Here is an 18,429-nt window from a genome sequence, read left to right as displayed (position 1 = left end):
GCCCGGTTACATTCCGAACCCGGAAGCTAAGCCTTTCAGCGCCGATGGTACTGCAGGGGGGACCCTGTGGGAGAGTAGGACGCCGCCGAACAATCTTTGAAGGACCCTTGGTCCCAGCGTGCATGCTGGGACCAAGGGTCCTTTTTGTTTTTGCTTGATCTTTTCTCGAAGCGCGTCGGAGGACCGACTGCGCGAGAATGACTGCGGTACCCGAAGACAGGAGCTTTACCCATGTCCACCAACTCCTCCGACGATCGTCCGGAGCGCGAGCCGCGTCGCAGGGACGGTGGTGAGCGGGGCGGTTTCCGTGGCCCGCGCCGTGACGACAACCGTGGCGGCGGTGGCGGCGGTTTCCGCCGTGACGACCGCCGTGACGACCGCCGCGACGACCGGGGCGGGCGTCCCCCGGCCGGTGGTGCCGGCGGCGGATTCCGTCGTGACGAGCGTCGTGACGACAGGCCGGCGTTCCGCCGGGACGACCGTGGTGGCCCCCGTCGTGACGACAACCGAGGTGGCGGCAGCGGTGGCGGCTTCCGGCGCGACGACCGGGGCGGCCGCCCCGGGACCGGCGGCGCCGGCGGCGGATTCCGGCGTGACGACCGTGGCCGTGACGACCGCGGCGGTTTCCGCCGCGATGACAACCGTGACGACCGTGGCGGCTTCCGCCGCGATGACAACCGTGACGACCGTGGCGGCTTCCGCCGGGACGACAACCGTGGCGGTGGCGGCGGTTTCCGCCGCGACGACCGGCCCGCGTTCCGGCGTGATGACCGGGGCGACGACCGTGGTGGTTTCCGGCGTGACGAGCGTCGTGATGAGCGTCCGGCGTTCAACCGGGATGACCGTGGGCCTCGTCGTGATGATCGTGGCCGCGACGACCGTGGTGGTTTCCGGCGCGATGAGCGTCGTGATGAGCGTCCGGCGTTCAACCGGGATGACCGTGGGCCTCGTCGTGATGATCGTGGCCGCGACGACCGTGGTGGTTTCCGGCGTGACGAGCGTCGTGATGAGCGTCCGGCGTTCAACCGGGATGACCGTGGGCCCCGTCGTGATGACCGTGGCCGTGACGACCGTGGCGGTTTCCGCCGTGACGACCGCCGCGACGACCGTGGTGGCTTCCCGCGCGACGACCGGGGCGGTTACCGGCCCCGCGACGACCGCCGTGACGACCGGGGTGCGTTCCCCCGCGATGAGCGGGCGCCCCGCCGTGACGACCGTCGCGATGACCGCCGTGACGACCGGGGCGGGTTCCGTCGGGACGACCGGCGTGACGACCGGCCGCGCGGGCCCCGCCGGGACGACCGCGACCGCGGTGGCTACCGGGGCCGTGACGACCGTCGGGACGACCGCGGCGGCTTCCGTCGTGACGACCGGGACCGGCGTGACCGGGACCGGGAGCCCATCAAGCGGCTGCCGATCCCGCCGGAGGTCACCGGTGACGAGATCGACAAGGACGTGCGGCAGGAGCTGATGAGCCTGCCCAAGACGCTGGCCGAGGATGTCGCCAGGAACCTGGTGATGGTCGCCCAGCTCATCGACGAGGAGCCCGAGAAGGCGTACGCGTACTCGCGCATCGCGCTGCGGCTGGCCTCGCGTGTGGCGGCCGTGCGGGAGGCCGCCGGCTTCGCCGCGTACGCGACCCAGAAGTACGCCGAGGCGCTGGCCGAGTTCCGGGCGGCCCGGCGTATGACGGGCAGCGTGGAGCTGTGGCCCGTGATGGCCGACTGCGAGCGCGGTCTTGGCCGGCCCGAGCGGGCGATGGCGATGGCCGGTGAGCCCGAGGTGCAGAAGCTCGACAAGGCCGGCCAGGTCGAGATGCGGCTCGTCGCCGCCGGGGCGCGCAGGGACATGGGGCAGCTCGACGCCGCCATCGTGACCCTCCAGAGCCCGGAGCTGGCGTCGAACAGCGTCCAGCCGTGGACGGCCCGTCTGCGGTACGCGTACGCCGACGCGCTGCTGGAGGCGGGGCGCGAGGACGAGGCGCGGGAGTGGTTCGCCAAGGCGCTGGAGGCCGACAAGGACGGTTCGACCGACGCGTCGGACCGGCTGGCCGAGCTGGACGGGGTCGAGTTCGTCGATGCCGCCGCGGAGGAGCACGACGAGCCGGAGCACGACGAGCCGGAGCACGACGAGGAGGCGGACGCCGCCGTGTCGGACGACGAGTCGCGCGGCTGACCGATGTGACGAGGGGCGGCATCCCGTGCGGGTGCCGCCCCTTTCGCATGTCCGCGGTCAGTCGACGTCGAGGCTGCGGAGCACCAGGCCGGTGGCCGGCTTCGGGCCGAAGGAGGTCGACTTGCGCGGCATGGTGACGCCCTGGCGGGCCAGGTCGCGCACCACGTCCTCGCGGACCGGGTGCATCAGGACGGCGGTGCCGCCCCGGCGTTCGGCCTGGGCGACGGCAGCCTGCGCGTCATGGATGTAGGTGATGCCCTCGGGGGTGTCCGGTACGTGCCAGACGTGGTCGATGAGCGTGGCGTGCAGCACCGTCGCGTCGAGCGTGCGCCAGGCCTCGGGGCGGTCCGCCCGGACCGTACGGGCGATGATCTCCGGGGAGGGGCGGTCGACCAGGTGGAAGCGGCCGTCGCCGGCGAGCAGGAAGGCGTTGCCCTCCTGGACGGCGGAGGCGAGGGCGCCCAGGGCGGCGGGGAGGGGGCCGTCGAGGGTGCGGACGCGGAAGGCGTCACCGAGGGCGGTGAGGGCGTCGGCGACCGGCAGATGGTTGAGCAGCCGGTGGATGGCGCGGACCTGGAGCGGGTAGCGGCCGGTGTCGATCAGGAGGACCAGGCCGTAGTTCCAGGGGCCGGGCGCGGGGTGTTCGTCGCGAAGGCGCAGGTAGGTGGCCCAGCGGTGGTGGCCGTCGGCGATGAGCGCCTGGTGGCGGCCGAGGTCGGCGGCGACCTCCGCCAGCGCGGCCGGATCGGTGACGGACCAGAGGCGGTGGCTGATGCCGTCCTCGGTGGTCGTCGCCAGCAGGGGCGCCCGCAGCACCGTGCGCTCGATGACGGCGGTCGCTCCGGTGGCGGTGCCGTTGCCGCGGTAGGTCAGGAGCAGCGGGTCCAGGTTGGCGGCGGTGGTGCGCATCAGGGCGGCGCGGTCCGCGACGACGTGGGGTATGACGTCCTCGTGGGGCAGGACCACGCCCTCGTCGGGGGTGGTCAGCTCCAGGGCGCCGATGAGGCCGCGCTGGAGGAGGTCGCCCTTGCGCTGCTCGTACACGTAGAGCGCGGGTTCGGCGTCCGCCGCGAGGACGCCGTCGGAGACCCAGGCCCGCAGGGTGTCGGCGGCCTGGCGGTGGCGGGCCTCGCTGGTGGCCGCTTGCGGCAGGATCAGCCGGACGATGTTGTGCGGGTCGGCCGACTGGAGATGGTGCACACCGTCGGGCCGTACGACCACGTCGTACGGGGGAGAGGTCACCGCGGCAAGGCTCCCGACCCGTTCGGGGACATAGCGCAGCCCACGGAAAGGTGTCAGGTGCAGACCGCCGTTGGCCGCAGAACCTGTGGTGTCCATCCCTGCATCGTATGTGGATTGCGGGTATGCGCGATGATCGGGGGCAGTTGGCTTTCGGAGCGAGAGGTTCAGGACATGGGGCAGCGGGGCAGGAACCGGCCGAGCGGGAGTGCGCGCGCGCTCAGCGAGGCGTACGACACGGCGCTGCTGGACCTGGACGGTGTGGTGTACGCGGGCGGCAAAGCGATCCGGCACGCCGTGGAGGCGCTGGGGACGGCCCGGGACGGCGGGATGCACCTCGCGTACGTCACCAACAACGCGCTGCGGACGCCGGACGCCGTCGCCGAGCACCTGACCGAGCTGGGCGTGCCGGCCGGTGCGTCCGACGTGATCACCTCGGCGCAGGCGGTGGCGCGGCTGGTCTCCGAGCAGTTGCCCGGCGGTTCGCGGGTGCTGGTGATCGGTGGTGAGGGCCTGCGGGTGGCGCTGCGCGAGCGCGGGCTGGAGCCGGTGGAGTCGGCGGACGACGACCCGGCGGCCGTGGTGCAGGGGTACGGGGGGCCGGAGCTGCCCTGGGGGCGGTTCGCCGAGGCCTCGTACGCGGTGGCGCGGGGCGTGCCGTGGTTCGCGTCCAACACCGACCTGACCATCCCGAGCGGGCGGGGGATCGCGCCGGGGAACGGGGCGGCGGTGGAGGTCGTGCGGATCGCCACCGGAGCCGAGCCGCAGGTGGCGGGGAAGCCGCTGCCGCCCATGCACCGCGAGACCATCCTGCGGACGGGTGCGGAGCGGCCGTTGGTGGTGGGCGACCGGCTGGACACCGACATCGAGGGGGCGTTCAACGGAGGCGTGGACTCGCTGCTCGTCCTGACCGGGGTGACGGACGCGGCGCGGCTTCTGGCCGCGGTGCCGGAGCACCGGCCGACGTACGTGGACGCCGATCTTCGGGGCCTGCTCACCGGGCAGCCGGAGGTCAGCGGGACGGCGGCCGACGGGTTCGGGTGCGGCGGGTGGACGGCGTCGGTCCGGGGGGACGCCCTGGCCCTGGACGGGGACGGGGAGGCGCTGGACGGGCTGCGGGCGCTCTGCGCGGCGGCGTGGACCGCGGCGGGCGACGGCGCGTGCACCCTGGACGCGGGGAAGGCGCTGGCCAGGCTGGGATGGTGAGGCGCTGACGGGCGGGCGGCCCACCCCTGGTCACCAGGCAAAGGTAGGCTAACCTAACCGGGTGTTGGTCGACAGTCCTCCCAAACAGAGCGCGGGTCCCTCCGCCGCAGCCCAGCCCCGTGGGCGCCGCCGTTCGGTGCGCGCGGCCGGGCTGCTCGTCGCCGTCGGTGTCCTGCTGCTGGTCTGTGTCGCGAGCATCATGGTGGGGGCCAAGCCGGTTCCGCTGGACGATGTGTGGCACGGCCTGTTCCGGTACTCCGGTACGGGCAACGACGTCCTGATCCAGGACCTCCGGGTGCCCCGGACCCTGCTGGGAGTGATCGTCGGTGTCGCACTCGGACTGTCGGGCGCGGTCATGCAGGCCCTCACCCGCAACCCGCTCGCCGAACCGGGCCTGCTGGGAGTGAACGCGGGGGCCGCGGCCGCCGTCGTCACCGCCATCAGCTTCCTGGGCGTCACCTCCCTGACCGGGTACGTGTGGTTCGCCTTCCTGGGCGCCGCCGTCGTCTCGGTCGTCGTGTACGTCCTCGGCGGCAGCCGCGCCGCCACGCCCGTGCGGCTGGCGCTGGCGGGGACCGCGGCGACCGCGGCGCTGTACGGGTACGTCAACGCGGTGCAGCTGCTGGACTCGGCCGCTCTGGACCGGTTGCGCTTCTGGACCGTCGGCTCGCTGGCCAACGCCGACATGGCGACGATCCGCAGCGTGGCCCCGTTCGTCCTGGTGGGCGTCGTCCTCGCGCTGCTGATCGCCCGGCCGCTGAACGCCATGGAGATGGGCGACGACACCGCCCGGGCGCTGGGCGCCCACCTCAACCGGACGCGCGTGCTCGGCATGGTGGCGGTGACGCTGCTGTGCGGCGCCGCGACCGCCGCGTGCGGACCCATCGTCTTCGTCGGCCTGATGGTGCCGTACATGGTCCGTGCCGTGACCGGCCCCGACATGCGGTGGATCCTGCCGTACGCGGCGGTGGTCTCGCCCGTGCTGCTGCTGGGCTCCGACGTGCTGGGGCGGGTCATGGTGCGGCCCTCCGAGTTGCAGGTCGGCATCGTGACCGCGCTCGTCGGCGGACCCGTCTTCATCCACCTCGTACGCCGCAAGAGGATGGCCCAGCTGTGAGCACCCGTACCGCGAAGGCCCTCCGCACCCCCGGGGGCCTGTCCGTCCGCTACCAGCCGCGTGCGGCGGCCGCCGTCCTGCTGCTCGCCCTCGTCACCGTGGCGGCCGGCGTCGTCCTGATCGGCAGCGGCGACTTCCCCATCGCGCCCGGCGACGTCGTCGCCACCCTGCTCGGCGACGGCACCATGGCGCAGGAGTTCATCGTCCAGGACCTGCGGCTGCCGCGCGTGCTGGTGGCCGTCCTCGTCGGCGCGTCGCTCGGCCTGGGCGGCGCGGTCTTCCAGTCCGTCTCCCGCAACCCGCTGGGCAGCCCCGACATCATCGGCTTCGGGCAGGGCGCGGCCGTCGGCGCGCTCACCGTCATCGTGCTCTTCGGGGGCAGCGCCACGGCCGTCGCCGCCGGCGCCGTCGTGGGCGGTGTGGTGACGGGCGCCCTGATCTACCTGCTCGCCTGGAAGCGCGGTGTGCACGGCTTCCGGCTGGTGCTCGTCGGCATCGGCGCGGCCGCCATGCTGACCGCCGTCATCCACTACCTGATCACCAAGGCGAACCTGATCGACGCCACCCGGGCCGTGCTCTGGATGACCGGCACGCTCGACGGCCGGGACTGGGCCCAGTTCTGGCCGCTGCTCGGCGTGTGCGCGGTCCTCGTACCGCTGGTCCTGGCGTACGGGCGGCCGCTGCGGATGCTGGAGATGGGCGACGACGCCGCGTACGCGCTCGGCGTGCGGGTCGAGCGCACCCGCCTGGTGCTGATGGGGGCCGCGGTGCTGCTGGTGTCCGTCGCCACGGCCGCCGCCGGGCCGATCACCTTCGTGTCGCTGAGCGCCCCCCAGCTCGCCCGCCGGCTCACCCGCTCGCCCGGCCCCAACCTCGCCGCCTCCGCGCTGATGGGCGCCGCACTGCTGCTCGTCGCCGACTGGACCGCCACCAACGCGTTCGGCGAGCGGGAGCTGCCCGTCGGCGTGGTCACCGGGGTCGTCGGCGGCGGGTACCTGCTGTGGCTGCTCGTGACGGAACGCAAGGCGGGCCGGATATGAGCCCCGCCCCCCTGAACCACCGGAAGAACGCCAGGAGTACGTCCATGCAGCAGCGCCTGAGCGCGGAGGCGGTCACCCTCGCCTACGAGCAGCGGATCATCGCCCGCGACCTGTCCGTCGAGATACCCGACAACTCCTTCACGGTGATCGTCGGCCCCAACGCGTGCGGCAAGTCGACCCTGCTGCGGGCCCTGTCCCGGATGCTGAAGCCCACCGAGGGGCGGGTGCTGCTGGACGGGCAGACCATCCACTCGATGCCCGCCAAGAAGGTCGCCAGGACCCTGGGCCTGCTGCCGCAGTCGTCCATCGCCCCGGACGGCATCACCGTCGCGGACCTGGTCGCCCGTGGCCGCTACCCCCACCAGGGGCTGCTGCGCCAGTGGTCGCCGGAGGACGAGCGGATCGTCACCGAGTCGATGGACGCCACGGGCGTGGGCGAGCTGGCCGACCGGTACGTCGACGAACTGTCGGGCGGGCAGCGCCAGCGCGTGTGGATCGCGATGGCGCTCGCCCAGCAGACGCCGCTGCTGCTGCTCGACGAACCGACGACGTACCTGGACATCCAGCACCAGATCGACGTGCTCGACCTGTGCGCGGAACTGCACGAGACGCAGGGCCGCACCCTGGTCGCCGTCCTGCACGACCTCAACCACGCCGCCCGGTACGCCACTCACCTCATCGCCGTACGGGGCGGGGAGGTCGTCGCGGAGGGCCCGCCGTCCGAGGTGGTCACCGCGGAGCTGGTGGAACGCGTCTTCGGGCTGCGCTGCCAGGTCATCGACGACCCCGAGACGGGCACGCCGCTGGTGATCCCCGCCGCGCGCAAGGCCCGGGTGGCCGCCGCCCTACAGCAGTGACCGCAGGCGCAGCAGGTCGCGGAACCCGGCCTCCAGCCTGACCCGGCCGGAGGCCCAGGCCTTCGCGAAGTCCAGCTCGCCGTCCACCAGCGCCACCAGGTCGTCGCCGGTCATCGCCAGCCGTATCCCGGCCCGCTCCGGCGGCGCCCCGGCCACCTGGTCCAGCACCAGGATCCGGCCGCCGGAGAGGCGGCCGGTGAAGGTGACGTCCAGGTCCGTCACGTGGCAGGTCAGCGAGCGGTCGAGCGCGGCGGCGCCGCGCACCGAGCCGTCGGCGCGGGTGAGGTTGTCGGAAAGTCTGTCGAGTGCGCTGCGGCACTCCTCGATCGTGGCCATCGGCACCGACCGTACCCCAGCGCTTCGCGGTAGCGTCGGGGCATGAGCGACGTGATGCCCGAGCCCCCGGCGGCCGTCGAGGAGGCGCCGCCGGAGACCCGCGAACCGGCCGCACCCGCGCCCCTCGGCGTCGAGCGCGTGCCCACCGGGCACCCGCGGATCGACGCCGGCCTGGAGCGGCTGGCCGACGCCGACCACCTCCCCGCCGACGGGCACCTGGAGGTGTACGAGGATGTACACCGGGGGCTGCGGGAGGCGCTGGCCGCGCTCGACGCGCGCCCCCAGCCTTCACCCCCGTACGACCACAGGAGCTGAACCGAACGTGGCAGGAGTTGCACGCCGCCGTCTCGACGCCGAGCTGGTGCGCCGGAAGCTCGCCCGCTCGCGCGAGCACGCGAGCCAGCTGATCGCGGCGGGGCGGGTGACCGTCGGCGGCAACACCGCCACCAAGCCCGCCACCCAGGTCGAGACCGCCGCGGCCATCGTGGTCGCGCAGGACGACGCCGACCCCGACTACGTCTCGCGCGGCGGCCACAAGCTGGCCGGCGCCCTCGCCGCCTTCGTCCCGCGCGGGCTGAGGGTCGAGGGCCGGCGCGCACTGGACGCGGGCGCCTCCACGGGCGGGTTCACCGACGTGCTGCTGCGCGCCGGGGCGGCGCACGTCGTCGCCGTCGACGTCGGGTACGGGCAGCTCGCCTGGTCGTTGCAGAGCGATGAACGCGTGACCGTCAAGGACCGTACGAACGTACGTGAGCTGACACTGGACGCGATCGACGGAGAGCCGGTGGATCTGGTGGTGGGCGACCTGTCGTTCATCCCGCTGGGACTGGTACTGCCCGCCCTGGCGGGCGTCTCCGCGCCCGACGCCGACCTGGTGCTGATGGTGAAGCCCCAGTTCGAGGTCGGCAAGGAGCGCCTCGGCAGCGGCGGTGTCGTCCGCAGCCCGGAGCTGCGCGCCGACGCGGTACGGGGCGTGGCACGGCAGGCCGGCCAACTCGGCCTGGGCGTCCTGGGCGTCACCGCCAGTCCGCTCCCCGGCCCCTCGGGCAACGTCGAGTACTTTCTGTGGCTGCGGGCCGGCGCGCCCGCGCTGGATCCGGCTGACGTGGAACGCGCCGTGGCGGAGGGACCCCGTTGACATCATCGACAGCGCATCCGACGACTGCTGCACCCCGCACCGTCTTCCTGCTCGCGCACACCGGCCGCCCGGCGGCGGTCCGCAGCGCCGAGCTCGTCGTGCTCGGCCTGCTGCGCAGCGGCCTCGGGGTGCGCGTCCTGGCCGCCGAGGCGGCCGACCTGCCACTGCCGCCGACGGTCGAGACCGTGCCGGAGGCGTCGCCCGACGTCCTGGACGGCTGCGAGCTGCTCATCGTGCTCGGCGGCGACGGGACGCTGCTGCGCGGGGCGGAGTTCGCCCGTGCCTCGGGCGTGCCGATGCTCGGCGTGAACCTGGGACGGGTCGGCTTCCTCGCCGAGGCCGAGCGCGACGACCTCGACAAGGTCGTCGACCGGGTCGTGACCCGGGCGTACGAGGTCGAGGAGCGCATGACCCTGGACGTCACCGTGCACAACAACGGCGACGTGCTGCACAGCGACTGGGCGCTCAACGAGGCCGCCGTCCAGAAGGTCTCGGCCGAGCGCATGCTGGAGGTCGTCCTCGCGATCGACGGCCGGCCCGTGACCGGCTTCGGCTGCGACGGGGTGATCTGCGCCACCCCGACCGGATCCACCGCGTACGCCTTCTCGGCCGGCGGCCCGGTGATCTGGCCCGAGGTGGAGGCGCTGCTCATGGTGCCGATCGGGGCCCACGCCCTGTTCGCCAAGCCGCTGGTGACCACTCCGGACTCGGTGCTGGCGGTGGAGGTCGAGCCGCACACCCCGGACGGGGTGCTGTGGTGCGACGGGCGGCGCACCGTCGAGCTGCCCGCCGGCGCCCGGGTGGAGGTCCGCCGCGGGGCGGTACCGGTCCGGCTGGCCCGGCTGCACCACGCGTCGTTCACCGACCGGCTGGTGGCCAAGTTCGCCCTCCCGGTGTCCGGCTGGCGGGGCGCCCCGCGCTGACGGGCCGCGGGGCCCACTCCCGCGGGTGACACGGACCCGCCGGTTCCGCCCGGCGACCTGCGGCTTCGGCGACGCGGGGCGGGGGCCGTCGCACAGGGGCCCCACGACCTCGTAAGGTCTTCCCCGTGTTGGAGGAGATGCGGATACGGTCGCTCGGGGTCATCGACGACGCGGTGGTCGAGCTGTCACCCGGTTTCACCGCGGTGACCGGTGAGACCGGCGCGGGCAAGACCATGGTGGTGACCAGCCTCGGACTGCTGCTCGGCGGGCGCGCCGACCCCGCCCTGGTCAGGATCGGTTCGCCGAACGCCGTCGTCGAGGGCCGGATCAGCGTGCCGCCGGGCGCCGCCGCGGCGGTACGGGCCGAGGAGGCGGGCGCCGAGCTGGACGACGGCGCGCTGCTCATCAGCCGCACCGTGTCGGCGGAGGGCCGCTCCCGGGCCCACCTGGGCGGACGCTCCGTTCCCGTCGGCGTGCTGGCCGAGCTGGCCGACGAGCTCGTCGCCGTCCACGGCCAGACCGACCAGCAGGGCCTGCTCAAGCCCGCCCGGCAGCGCGGTGCGCTCGACCGGTACGCGGGCGACGCCGTCGCCGTACCGCTGGCCAAGTACGGCGACGCCTACCGGCGGCTGCGGGCCGTCACCGCCCAGCTCGACGAGCTGACCACGCGCGCCCGGGAGCGGGCGCAGGAGGCCGACCTGCTGCGCTTCGGCCTCGCCGAGATCGAGGCGGTCGAGCCGCGCGCGGGCGAGGACGCGGAACTGGCCGCCGAGGCCGAGCGCCTCGGCCACGCCGAGGCCCTCGCGTCCGCCGCAGCGCTGGCCCACGGGGCGCTGGCGGGCAACCCCGAGGACCCCGAGGTCCTGGACGCCACCACCCTCGTCGCGGGCGCCCAGCGGGCCCTGGAGGCCGTCCGGGCGCACGACCCGGCGCTCGCCGCGCTCGCCGACCGGATGGGCGAGATCTCGATCCTCCTCGCGGACGTGGCCACCGAACTCGCCGGGTACGCCGACGACCTGGACGCCGACCCCCGGCGCCTCGCGGCCGTCGAGGAACGGCGCGCCGCGCTGACCGGGCTCACCCGCAAGTACGGCTCCGACATCGCCGCCGTCCTGGCCTGGGCGGAGGAGGGCGCCGCCCGGCTCACCGAACTGGACGGCGACGACGACCGGATCGGCGAGCTGGCCGCCGAGCGGGACGCCCTGCGCGCCGAGCTGTCCGGGCTGGCGCAGGCCCTGACCGACGCGAGGACGGAGGCGGCGGCCCGGTTCGCGGACGCCGTCACCGCCGAGCTGGCGTCGCTGGCCATGCCGCACGCGCGGGTGTCCTTCGACATCCGGCAGACCGACGACCCCGAGGGGGTGGAGGTCGGCGGGCGGACCGTGGCCTACGGGCCGGCCGGAGCCGACGAGGTCGAACTGCTCCTCGCCCCCCACCCGGGCGCGCCGCCCCGGCCGATCGCCAAGGGCGCATCGGGCGGCGAGCTGTCGCGCGTGATGCTCGCCGTCGAGGTCGTCTTCGCGGGTACGGACCCGGTGCCGACGTACCTCTTCGACGAGGTCGACGCGGGCGTCGGCGGCAAGGCGGCGGTGGAGATCGGGCGGCGGCTGGCGAAGCTCGCCAAGTCGGCGCAGGTCGTCGTCGTCACGCACCTCCCGCAGGTCGCGGCCTTCGCGGACCGGCAACTGCTGGTCGAGAAGACCAACGACGGGTCCGTGACCCGGTCCGGCGTCACCGTTCTGGAGGGCGAGGACCGGGTGCGGGAGCTGTCGCGGATGCTCGCGGGCCAGGAGGACTCGGAGACGGCGCGGGCGCATGCGGAGGAGCTGCTGGCGACGGCGCGGGCGGACGCCTGACCGCCCCGGTTGGGGCGGTGAGGGGCCCCGCCCCTCCACCCACCGGCGGTGACCGTCGCGCCCGTGCCTGGGCGTACCGGTGAAGCGCACCGCCCCGGGGGGAACGGGAAAGGGCGCCGCCCGGTTCCGTTGTGCCCACCCTCCCCCAAGCTCTCGGCTTCGCTCGAGCAGGGGAGACCCCCATCGCCCGGCGGAACGACTGCCCACAACGGGGCGGCGTGGGCGCGAGGGGGTGGGCAGAGCCCCGGCGGAACGACTGCCCACAACGGGGCGGGCAGGTGGGGGCTGCGTAGGGTGGCGGGGTGATCAGGACTGTGGGTGGCTTCGGGATCGCCGCTGCCGGCACCCGTGCCGTGTACGCCGGGCTGCGGCGCCGACGGCGTGACGCGCGGTGGGAGCGGACCAACTACGCGGGGCGCACCGTCGACCTGTACGCCGGGCCCGCGGTGGCCGCCGGCGCCGCGCTGGGCGCTCTCGGCGCGGGGCCCCGGGCGGCCGGTGCCGCCGTGCTGGCCGGGCTCGCGGCCGGGGCGTGCGGGGCGTACGACGACGTCAAGGGCGACCACCGGCGGGGCTTCCGGGCGCACCTGGGCGCCCTGCGGGAGGGCGAGGTCACCAGCGGGGCCGTCAAACTCTTCGGGATCGGCGCCGCCGGGCTCGTCGCGGGCGCGCTGCTCAAGGAGCGGCCCCTCGACAGGGTCCTCGCGGGCGTCGTCATCGCCGGCACCGCGCACGCGGTGAACCTGGTGGACGTACGGCCCGGCCGGGCGGCCCTCACCGTGCTCGCGCTCGGCGTGCCGGGCCTGCCGCGCGGGCCGCTCGCCGCCGCTCCGGCCGGTGCCGCGGCAGCCGTCCTCGCCGACGACCTCGGTGAGCGCACGATGCTCGGGGACGCGGGCGCCCACGCGCTGGGCGCCGCGCTCGGCACGGCGATCGCCGCCGGCAGCGGGCGGCCGGGACTGGTGGTCCACGCGGCCGGGGCGCTGCTGGCGGCGGCGTACGGGAACACCGTCAGCCGCCTCGCGGGATCACCCGCGTGAGTGATCACGCATGACGGTTTACGCGCCGCGACACGGCCGATTCGCCCCGACGGTCCCGGAACGTGCGTACGGACTGGCATCCTTGGGCGCGTGACACAGCTGCATACGGTCCAGGTGCTGGGCGGCGGCAGCGCGGGCAGCAGCGCTCACGTCAGGTCCCTGGCGGCCGGGCTCGTGGCGAGGGGCGTGCGGGTGACCGTGTGCGCCCCCGCCGAACTGGACCACGCCTACGACTTCCTGAGCACCGGGGCGCGCTTCGTGCCCGTGCCGCGCCGTGGTGACCCGGTCGCCATCGGGGCGCTGCGCGCGGCATGCGCGCGTGCCGACGTGGTGCACGCCCATGGACTGCACGCCTCGGCGCGGGCCGGGCTGGCGCTCGGTTCGCTGGGCGTCCCGCTGGTCGTGACCTGGCACACGCGCACGCACGCCGACGGGGCCCGCGGCCGGTTGGTCCGGCTCATGGAGCGGAGGACCGTACGGACGGCGGCCGTTGTGCTGGGTACGTCGTCCGAACTCGTCGACCGCGCGCGGCGGCGGGGCGCCCGGGACGCCCGGCTCGGGCCCGTCTCGACTCCGCCCCCGCGCACGGGCGTGCCGGAGGCGCAGGCGGGGAAGGCGCGGGCGGAACTCGGCGCCATGGACCGGCCGTTGCTGGTGGCCGTCGGCGCCCTGGAGCGGCACCGCGGGTACGGCACGCTGCTGGACGCGTCCGGGCTGTGGCTCCGGCACGACCCGGTGCCGCTGGTCGCGGTGGCGGGGGAGGGGCGCCGGCGCGCGGAGTTGCAGCGGCGGATCGACGCCGAGGGGCTTCCGGTACGGCTGCTCGGGCGGCGGGCCGACGTGACGTCGCTGCTCGCGGCCGCGGACGTGGTCGTGCTCCCGAGCCGCTGGGAGGCCCGGGCCCCGCTCGCCCAGGAGGCGCTGCGGCTCGGCGTACCGCTGGTGGCGACGGCGGTCGGCGGGGTGCCGGAGCTGGTGGGCGACGCGGCCGTGCTCGTGCCGTACGGGGACGCGGGCGCGCTCGCCGCCGCCGTGACCGCCCTGCTCGCCGACCCGGCCGGGCGGGCGGCGCTGGCGTCGGCGGGGCGGGCGCAGGCGGCGACCTGGCCCACGGAGGACGACACCATCGCCCAGGTGCTGAGCGTCTACGACGAACTGTGCGGGGGCTCCCGGTTCGGGGGCCCGCGCCCCCGGGGCCGCTGACCGTCCGGCACCGCGACCGTCCGGGGCGGGAGCCCGCACCTCGCACCCCCGCACCCTGCGCCCGTCGCCCCGGACGGGTCAGGGCGTGTGGCGGCGGGCGCGGAGGGCCAGGGAGAGGGCGAGTACCGTCTGCGGGTCGTCCAGGTCCGTGCCCAGCAGGTCGCCGATGCGGGCCAGCCGGTTGTAGAGCGTCTGGCGGTTGAGGTGGAGTTCACGCGCCGTCTCCGCCTTGCGGCCCGCGTGCGCCAGGTACGTCTCCAGCGTCGGCAGCAGGGGCGGGCGTGACGTCCGGTCGTGCTCGCGCAGCGGGCCGATCGCCCGGTCCACGAACGCCGCCAGGGCGGACCCCCCGCCGTGCCGGCCCAGCCGCCACAGCAGCAGGTCGATGTCCAGGCGCCGGGCGTCGTACCAGGGCCGGTCGGGCAGGCCCTGGGCGGCGGTCGCCGTCTCCGCCGCGTGCCGCAGCCCCGCCGACGCCGCCGCCCAGCCGCCCGCGACGCCCACCACGACGACCGGCGGATGACCGCCCGACGGCCGGGCCAGCCCCGCCCGCGCCAGGCCCGCCCGCAGCGCGGCGGCCACCCGGTCGGCGACGGCCGTGCGCTCCGACTCGCCGCGCAGCCCCAGCAGCAGCGGCACCCGGCCCTCCACGGGCCGCACGCCCAGCAGGACGGGAACGCCGACGGCCGACAGCTCCTCCAGCACCGCGCGGGCCAGCAGTGACCAGTCGCCGGACGGCATCCCGTCGGCGGCGAGCCGCATGACCACCGGGAGCAGCGGGCCGTCGCCGGGCTTGAAGCCCAGCACCCGGGCCTGCGCGGGGGCGTCCTCCGCCGAGACGCGGCCCTCCGCCAGGTCGGTGAGGAAGTCGCCCCGCCCCCGCGCGGCCAGCTCCTCCTCCTGGCGCGCCTGCATCAACACCACCGCGAGGATGCCCGCCGCCCGCTCCGCCGCCATCCGGTGCACGGGCAGCAGCGGCCCGGACACGGCCAGCAGGACGAGACGGGCCCGGACCGCCCCCGCGCCCGGACCGCCGCCCGGCACGTCCACCAGCACGGCCCCGGTCGGCGGCCCCGCCTCCCGGGCCTCCCGCTGGCCGCGCAGCCCCTCCCACACCTGGAGCGGGTCCGGCCCGTCGTCACCGCCGCCCGAGGCGTACAGCAACTGGCCGTCCGCGGTCTCCAGGAACACCGGGTTGGCCGCGAAGCCGGAGAGGATGCCCAGCACCTGTGGCACCCCGCCCCCGCCCAGCAGCGCCTCCGTGCACCGCCGGTGCACGTCCTCGGCCTGCCGCAGCAGCGCGTAGTGCCCGTTGACGATCTCGGTGTGGACCTCCTCGGTCACCGAGACGAAGGGGACCTCCCGGTGGAGCTGGACCAGCGGCAGCCCGGCCGCCCGCGCCGTCTCCACGATCGTCGCGGGCAGCCGGGAGAAGCGCGGCCCCAGCTCCACCACCAGCGCGGCGATCCCGCGCTCCGCGAGCCGCCGTACGAACGCCCGCTGCTCGGCCGGCCGCGTACCGAGGCCCAGCCCGGTGGTCAGCAGCAGCTCGCCGCCCTTGAGCAGCGACGCGATGTTCGGCACCTCGCCGGCGTGCACCCAGCGCACCGTCCGGTGCAGCCGGTCCGCGCCGGCGACCACTTCCGGGAGCCCGCCGCGCAGACCGGGCAGCTCCAGCGCCCGCTGCACGGTGATTCCGCCCTGCTCGTTCATACGGCCGGACGGTACCCGGGTCCGTGTTCGCAGGACATCACCGGACGAGGACGACACCCGGCGACGGGCGACAACTCGTCGTCCTCGCGCGCCATTTGCGGGACCGCCCGTCGCGTGTGGCGTACGTCACGCCGGAGGCGGGCGTTCCCCGGGCGGCCGGAGCGTCAGCCGCCGTACGCGCCCGAGGCGGTCAGCCGCAGCGCCGTGTCGATCAGCGGCACGTGGCTGAACGCCTGCGGGAAGTTCCCGACCTGGCGCTGCAACCGGGGGTCCCACTCCTCCGCGAGCAGCCCCAGGTCGTTCCGCAGGGCCAGCAGCTTCTCGAAGAGCTTCCGCGCCTCGTCGACCCGGCCGATCATCGCCAGGTCGTCCGCCATCCAGAACGAGCAGGCCAGGAACGCGCCTTCGTCACCGGGCAGGCCGTCGACGCCCTCGTCCGCGCCCTCGGTCGGGTAGCGGAGGATGAAGCCGTCCTCCGTCGACAGCTCCCGCTGGATCGCCTCGATGGTGCCGATGACCCGCTTGTCGTCCGGCGGCAGGAAACCCACCTGCGGGATCAGCAGCAGTGAGGCGTCCAGCTCCTTGGAGCCGTACGACTGCGTGAAGGTGTTGCGCTCCGGGTCGTACCCCTTCTCGCACACGTCCCGGTGGATGGTGTCGCGCAGCTCGGTCCACTTGTCCAGCGGACCGTCCGCGTCCCCGGACTCGATCAGCTTGATCGTGCGGTCCACCGCGACCCAGGCCATCACCTTGGAGTGCACGAAGTGGCGGCGCGGGCCGCGCACCTCCCAGATGCCCTCGTCCGGCTGGTCCCAGTGGTCCTCCAGGTACCGGATCAGCTTCAGCTGGAGCAGCGAGGCGTAGTCGTTGCGGGACAGGCCCGTCATGTGCGCCAGGTGCAGGGCCTCGGTGACCTCGCCGTACACGTCGAGCTGGAGCTGGTTGGCGGCGCCGTTGCCGACCCGCACGGGGGCGGAGTTCTCGTACCCGGGCAGCCAGTCCAGCTCCGCCTCGCCGAGCTCCCGCTCGCCCGCGATGCCGTACATGATCTGGAGGTTCTCCGGGTCGCCCGCGACCGCGCGCAGCAGCCACTCGCGCCAGGCGCGCGCCTCCTCGCGGTAGCCGGTGCGCAGCAGCGAGGAGAGCGTGATCGCCGCGTCCCGCAGCCAGGTGTAGCGGTAGTCCCAGTTCCGTACGCCGCCGATGTCCTCCGGCAGGGAGGTGGTGGGCGCGGCGACGATGCCGCCCGTGGGGGCGTACGTCAGCGCCTTCAGCGTGATCAGGGAGCGGACCACGGCCTCCCGGTACGGGCCCCGGTAGGTGCAGTGGTCGACCCACTCGCGCCAGAAGTCGGACGTGGCCTCCAGCGCGCCCATCGGGTCCGCCAGCGGCGGCTGCGCGCGGTGCGAAGGCTGCCAGCTGATGGTGAAGGCGACCCGGTCACCCTCCTTGATGGTGAAGTCCGAGTACGTGGTGAGGTCCTCGCCGTGGGTCTCCACGTCGGTGTCGAGCCAGATGGAGTCGGGGCCGGCGACGGCCACCGTCCGGCCGTCGACCTGGTGCACCCAGGGCACCACACGCCCGTAGGAGAAGCGCATCCGCAGCGCCGAGCGCATCCGCACCCGGCCCTTGACGCCTTCCACGATCCGCACGAGCTGCGGCGCGCCGTCACGCGGTGGCATGAAATCGGTCACGCGCACCGTGCCGTGCACGTTGTTGCGCAGCGTGTCCCACTCGGATTCGAGGATCAGCGAGTCACCGACGTAGCGGCGCCGGTCGGCGGCGGGCGGTTCGGTGTCGTCGGCGTGCGCCGGCCCGATCCGCCAGAAACCGTGCTCCTCGGTACCGAGGAGTCCTGCGAAGACGGCGTGCGAATCGAAGCGGGGCAGGCACAGCCAGTCGGCCGTGCCGTCCCGGCAGACCAGGGCGGCGGTCTGCATGTCTCCGATGAGTGCGTAGTCCTCGATGCGCCCGGCCACGTGCAATCTCCAGTCGAACGGCAACGTTCGCCCCCGTGGGGCGCTTACTGGGGTCTTGGGTCAAGGATCGCCGACGAGCACGAGTTCCCGGTGACGGGCGGGGGTGGTGCCGTTGTGGGGGGTGGGCTCGGCAGCGGATGTCCGAGCAGGATACGACGCGCTCCGGCCCTCTGTGTGATCGTCCTGGTAGAGCTGTTGAGCAGAACGAGTGACCGGTGACCGGTGGGGCGAAACCCCCCGGCGTGCCGCGATGCGGTACGTGTTCGGCCGTGTGCCGCGCGTTGCGCAAGGGGCTCCCGGCGGACCGGCCGGCGCCGGGTCCGCGCGCGGCCGGAAGCGGCCGTCCCGCGTCGCTGATACCCTGGTAGCCCGTGGACCGGTGGGCGCCGCACCTCGAATCGGCGGCCCCCGAACCGCAGCGACGGCACCCCCGGAACCCTCCGGACCGGACGCCGGAACGCACCTCCAGAACGCGACCACGGGAGCCCCCTCTTGGCCATGCCGCCCACATCCACGACGACCAAGCACATCTTCGTCACCGGGGGTGTCGCGTCCTCCCTCGGGAAGGGCCTGACGGCCTCCAGCCTGGGTGCGCTCCTGAAGGCGC

General features: G+C 74.6%; 16 protein-coding genes, 1 rRNA gene and 1 pseudogene. 14 read left to right on the top strand and 4 right to left on the bottom strand.

Going from position 1 to position 18,429, the window contains the following annotated elements; all coding sequences use genetic code 11:
* From rrf to ACZ7LK_RS32515, 3 genes and pseudogenes are all read left to right on the top strand, one after another.
* Window positions 1-91: ribosomal RNA gene (rrf, locus tag ACZ7LK_RS32525) — 5S ribosomal RNA — on the top strand; the annotation flags it as partial.
* Between the two features lie 263 nt (window positions 92-354).
* Window positions 355-1,113, top strand: a pseudogene (locus ACZ7LK_RS32520) (tetratricopeptide repeat protein); the annotation flags it as partial.
* A 297-nt stretch (window positions 1,114-1,410) separates the two neighbouring features.
* Entirely contained in the window at window positions 1,411-2,175 is a 765-nt protein-coding gene (locus ACZ7LK_RS32515; protein WP_469465202.1) for a tetratricopeptide repeat protein, read from the top strand.
* A 57-nt stretch (window positions 2,176-2,232) separates the two neighbouring features.
* On the opposite strand, the gene ACZ7LK_RS32510 is transcribed toward ACZ7LK_RS32515, so the two are convergent.
* The gene (locus ACZ7LK_RS32510; protein WP_392277823.1) at window positions 2,233-3,513 is read right to left on the bottom strand and encodes a DUF1015 domain-containing protein; all 1,281 of its coding nucleotides are present in this window, start codon (window positions 3,511-3,513) and stop codon (window positions 2,233-2,235) included.
* 75 nt (window positions 3,514-3,588) lie between these two features.
* On the opposite strand from ACZ7LK_RS32510, the gene ACZ7LK_RS32505 reads away from it, so the two are divergent.
* The 4 genes from ACZ7LK_RS32505 to ACZ7LK_RS32490 all read left to right on the top strand — a co-directional run bounded on the left by ACZ7LK_RS32505 (window position 3,589) and on the right by ACZ7LK_RS32490 (window position 7,634).
* Window positions 3,589-4,620, top strand: coding sequence for an HAD-IIA family hydrolase (locus ACZ7LK_RS32505; RefSeq protein WP_471144666.1), 1,032 nt, complete (start codon window positions 3,589-3,591; stop codon window positions 4,618-4,620).
* 61 nt (window positions 4,621-4,681) lie between these two features.
* Entirely contained in the window at window positions 4,682-5,737 is a 1,056-nt protein-coding gene (locus ACZ7LK_RS32500) for a FecCD family ABC transporter permease (RefSeq protein WP_392277825.1), read from the top strand.
* The gene (locus ACZ7LK_RS32495) at window positions 5,734-6,777 is read left to right on the top strand and encodes a FecCD family ABC transporter permease (protein ID WP_392277826.1); all 1,044 of its coding nucleotides are present in this window, start codon (window positions 5,734-5,736) and stop codon (window positions 6,775-6,777) included. Before ACZ7LK_RS32500 ends, ACZ7LK_RS32495 begins: the two co-directional genes overlap by 4 nt.
* Window positions 6,774-7,634 carry an ABC transporter ATP-binding protein gene (locus ACZ7LK_RS32490; RefSeq protein WP_392277827.1) on the top strand — a complete coding sequence of 287 codons (861 nt, stop codon included), beginning with the start codon at window positions 6,774-6,776 and terminating at the stop codon, window positions 7,632-7,634. Before ACZ7LK_RS32495 ends, ACZ7LK_RS32490 begins: the two co-directional genes overlap by 4 nt.
* Here ACZ7LK_RS32490 and ACZ7LK_RS32485 read toward each other — a convergent pair.
* Window positions 7,623-7,970, bottom strand: a complete 348-nt coding sequence (locus ACZ7LK_RS32485) for a sterol-binding protein (protein WP_469465197.1) — start codon at window positions 7,968-7,970, stop codon at window positions 7,623-7,625. The two genes, ACZ7LK_RS32490 and ACZ7LK_RS32485, sit on opposite strands and share 12 nt — an antisense overlap.
* 54 nt (window positions 7,971-8,024) lie before the next feature.
* Here ACZ7LK_RS32485 and ACZ7LK_RS32480 point away from each other — a divergent pair, with 54 nt between their 5' ends.
* The 6 genes from ACZ7LK_RS32480 (at window position 8,025) to ACZ7LK_RS32455 (ending at window position 14,130) form a co-directional block, all read left to right on the top strand.
* The gene (locus tag ACZ7LK_RS32480) at window positions 8,025-8,285 is read left to right on the top strand and encodes a hypothetical protein (RefSeq protein WP_471144667.1); all 261 of its coding nucleotides are present in this window, start codon (window positions 8,025-8,027) and stop codon (window positions 8,283-8,285) included.
* 7 nt (window positions 8,286-8,292) lie between these two features.
* Entirely contained in the window at window positions 8,293-9,108 is an 816-nt protein-coding gene (locus tag ACZ7LK_RS32475) for a TlyA family RNA methyltransferase (RefSeq protein WP_392277829.1), read from the top strand.
* Window positions 9,105-10,031, top strand: coding sequence for an NAD kinase (locus tag ACZ7LK_RS32470; protein WP_469465199.1), 927 nt, complete (start codon window positions 9,105-9,107; stop codon window positions 10,029-10,031). Before ACZ7LK_RS32475 ends, ACZ7LK_RS32470 begins: the two co-directional genes overlap by 4 nt.
* Window positions 10,032-10,168: 137 nt before the next feature.
* Window positions 10,169-11,887, top strand: coding sequence for a DNA repair protein RecN (recN, locus tag ACZ7LK_RS32465; protein ID WP_392277837.1), 1,719 nt, complete (start codon window positions 10,169-10,171; stop codon window positions 11,885-11,887).
* 302 nt (window positions 11,888-12,189) lie between these two features.
* On the top strand, window positions 12,190-12,927 hold the full coding sequence (locus ACZ7LK_RS32460) for a hypothetical protein (protein ID WP_392277831.1): 738 nt from the start codon (window positions 12,190-12,192) through the stop codon (window positions 12,925-12,927).
* 90 nt (window positions 12,928-13,017) lie between these two features.
* On the top strand, window positions 13,018-14,130 hold the full coding sequence (locus ACZ7LK_RS32455; RefSeq protein WP_392277832.1) for a glycosyltransferase family 4 protein: 1,113 nt from the start codon (window positions 13,018-13,020) through the stop codon (window positions 14,128-14,130).
* Between the two features lie 78 nt (window positions 14,131-14,208).
* Here the strand turns inward: ACZ7LK_RS32455 and ACZ7LK_RS32450 are convergent, their stop codons facing one another.
* Together ACZ7LK_RS32450 and ACZ7LK_RS32445 are read right to left on the bottom strand one after the other, a co-directional pair.
* Complete coding sequence (locus tag ACZ7LK_RS32450) at window positions 14,209-15,843, bottom strand: PucR family transcriptional regulator (protein WP_469465201.1); 1,635 nt, start codon at window positions 15,841-15,843, stop codon at window positions 14,209-14,211.
* Between the two features lie 164 nt (window positions 15,844-16,007).
* Window positions 16,008-17,822 carry a glycoside hydrolase family 15 protein gene (locus tag ACZ7LK_RS32445; RefSeq protein ID WP_392277834.1) on the bottom strand — a complete coding sequence of 605 codons (1,815 nt, stop codon included), beginning with the start codon at window positions 17,820-17,822 and terminating at the stop codon, window positions 16,008-16,010.
* A 498-nt stretch (window positions 17,823-18,320) separates the two neighbouring features.
* Here ACZ7LK_RS32445 and ACZ7LK_RS32440 point away from each other — a divergent pair.
* Window positions 18,321-18,429, top strand: a 109-nt coding sequence (locus ACZ7LK_RS32440; RefSeq protein ID WP_392277838.1) for a hypothetical protein, incomplete at its 3' end; no start/stop codon positions are given.

It is taken from the genome of Streptomyces sp. NPDC039423 (assembly GCF_055598725.1).
This window is presented reverse-complemented; position numbering and strand designations above follow the sequence as displayed.